Origin of the sequence: Spongiactinospora gelatinilytica, from assembly GCF_003236385.1 — a bacterium.
Taxonomy (GTDB): domain Bacteria; phylum Actinomycetota; class Actinomycetes; order Streptosporangiales; family Streptosporangiaceae; genus Spongiactinospora; species Spongiactinospora gelatinilytica.
In genome coordinates this window covers 1-2742 of record NZ_POUA01000605.1, presented here as the reverse complement: position 1 = coordinate 2742, position 2742 = coordinate 1, and the positions used below count along the sequence as shown (strand labels likewise).

The following is a 2742-nucleotide window of genomic DNA, read 5'->3' as shown; positions in this document are numbered from 1 at the left end:
GGGGACGAGCGGGGCGACGGCGACGTCGTGCTGCTGCTGCACGGGCTGACCTCATCCAGCGACATCTTCGTGATGCCGGAGATCACCAACCTGGTGACGTTCCTGCACCGCAACGGGTTCGACGATGTCTGGACACTCGATTTCAGGATGAGCAGCCACTTTCCGTACGACATCGAGACGCGCGGGTCGACCCTCGATGACATCGCGCACTACGACTACCCGCCCGCGCTCGCGGAGATCCGCCGCCATGTGGGGGAGCGGCGGATCCACGTGATCGCGCACTGCCTGGGCTCGGTGTCGTTCTGCATGAGCCTGTTCGGCGGGGCCGTGGACGGGATCGCGAGCCTGGTGTGCAACAGCGTGGGGCTCACCCCGCGGGTGCCGGCCTGGTCCAAGGCCAAGCTGGCGTTCGCGGCGACCGCGTTCGAGTACGTGTTCGGCCTGCCGTACATCGACCCGCGCTTCTCCGACGCCCCGCCGTTCAGCCGCAGGTGGCTGCTGGCCAAGGCGGTCTCGGCCTTCCACCCCGAGTGCCGCGAGCCCGCCTGCCACATGCAGAGCTTCATGTGGGGCAGCGGCCGGCCGGCCATGTACGTGCACCGCAACCTCGCGCGCGAGACGCACACCCACGAACGCCTGGCCGACCTCAACGGCGCGACCGGCGTGCAGTACTACCGGCACGTCAACAAGATGGTGCGGGCCGGCCGGGCGGTGAAGTGCTACCCCGAGGACCCCCGGCACGCCGCGCTGCCCGACGACTACCTGGAGCGGGCGGCCGAAGTCAGCACGCCGATCCTGTTCCTCACCGGTGACCGCAACAACGTGTTCACCGACTCCAACATCGTCTGCCACGGCATCCTGGACCGGGCCGCCCCCGGCCGCCACGAGCTGCAGCTCCTTCCCGGCTACGGGCACATCGACCCGATCATCGGCAAGAACGCCCACATCGACGTGTTCCCCCGCATGGTCGACTTCATCAAGCGCCAGGCGGGGGTGAGCGAGCCATGGCAGCGGGCGAGCATGCGGACGTGATCGTGGTGGGCTCCGGCTTCGGCGGGGCGGTGGCCGCCTACCGGCTGGCCGCCGCCGGCCGGTCGGTCGTCGTGCTGGAGCGCGGGCGCAGCTACCCTCCGGGCACCTTCGCCCGCAGCCCCTCGGAGATGAGCCGCGCCTTCTGGGACCCGGGCGAGAACCTCTACGGCATGTTCGACGTGTGGGGCTTTCGCGGCTTCGACTCGGTGGTGGCCAGCGGCCTCGGCGGCGGCTCGCTGATCTACGCCAACGTGTTGCTGCGCAAGGACGAGGCGTGGTTCGTACGCGAGGAGCCGCTGCCCGGCGGCGGGCACGAGCACTGGCCGCTCACCCGCGCCGACCTCGACCCGCACTACGACGTGGTGGAGCGCATGCTGGGCGCCACGCCGTACCCGCTGGACCTGCCCGCCTACGCGGGCACCGAGAAGACCCACGCCATGCAGGACGCCGCGGCCGAGCTGGGGCTGTCCTGGCGGCTCACGCCACTGGCGGTCAGCTTCGCGCCCGCGGCGGGCGCGGAGCCGGGCATCGGCCTGCCGATCGAGCCGGGCCCCTACCCGAGCCTGCACGACGCCCCGCGCCGGACGTGCCGGCTGTGCGGGGAGTGCAACATCGGGTGCAACGACGGCGCCAAGAACACCCTCGACCACACCTACCTGGCCGCCGCCGCCCACCACGGGGCCGACCTGCGGGTCCTCCACGAGGTCCGGGCGATCCGGCCCAGGGCGGGCGGCGGCTACGAGGTGGACTACCTCGTCCACGACCCCGACGAGCCGGAGGGGGAGCGGCGGTCCCGCAGGGCCCGCCCGGTCATCACGATGAGCTGCGACCGGCTCGTCCTGGCCGCGGGCACCTACGGCACCGCGTTCCTGCTGCTGCGCGCCCGGGAGGCGTTCCCCGGGCTGAGCGACGCGCTCGGCACCCGCTTCTGCGGCAACGGCGACCTGCTCACGTTCCTGCTGCGGGCCACCGACAGGGGCCGGGTCCGGCCGCTGGACGCCAGCAAGGGCCCGGTCATCACCAGCGCCATCCGGCTGCCCGACGACCTCGACGGGGTGCCCGGCTCCGGCCGCGGCGCCTACATCGAGGACGGCGGCTACCCCGGTTTCGTGGACTGGATGGTGGAGGGGGCCGACACGTCCGCCGCCATCGCGCGCGCGGTCCGGTTCCTGTACGAGCGGTTCCTGACCTTCTTCGACAAGGCCCCCGACACCAACCTGTCGGCGGAACTGTCGGAGCTGATCGGCTCGGGCGCGCTGTCGGTGAGCTCGCTGCCGCTGCTCGGCATGGGCCGCGACGTGCCCGACGGCGCGCTGCGGCTGAACGGCGAGCGCCTGGAGACCGCCTGGACGACCCGCACCAGCGAGGCGTACTTCGAGAGGGTGCGCAAGACCATGCAGCGGATCGCCGACGTGCTGGGCGCGGAGTACGCCGACAACCCGACGTGGTTCCGCAAGCGGGTCATCACCGTCCATCCGGTGGGCGGCGCCCCCATGGGACGGCACGCGGGGGAGGGCGTCTGTGACTCCTACGGTGAGGTATTCGGGTTTCCCGGCCTCTACATCGCCGACGGTTCGGCGATGCCGGGGCCGGTGGGCCCCAACCCTTCGCTGACCATCGCGGCCATGTCGGACCGCATGTGCACACGCCTGCTCGAAACGGGGGATGCGGGCGTGCCGCGGGGGAGCGGGCGGGCGCCGACGAGCTGTC

General features: G+C 71.9%; 2 protein-coding genes. Both read left to right on the top strand.

Annotated features, from left to right (window positions below; genetic code table 11):
- Nucleotides 1-1032, top strand: a 1032-nt coding sequence (locus C1I98_RS37570; protein ID WP_111172009.1) for an alpha/beta hydrolase, incomplete at its 5' end; no start/stop codon positions are given.
- Nucleotides 1005-2742: FAD-dependent oxidoreductase (locus C1I98_RS37565; RefSeq protein WP_111172008.1), on the top strand; the 1738-nt coding region annotated here is incomplete at its 3' end. The genes C1I98_RS37570 and C1I98_RS37565, both read left to right, overlap by 28 nt.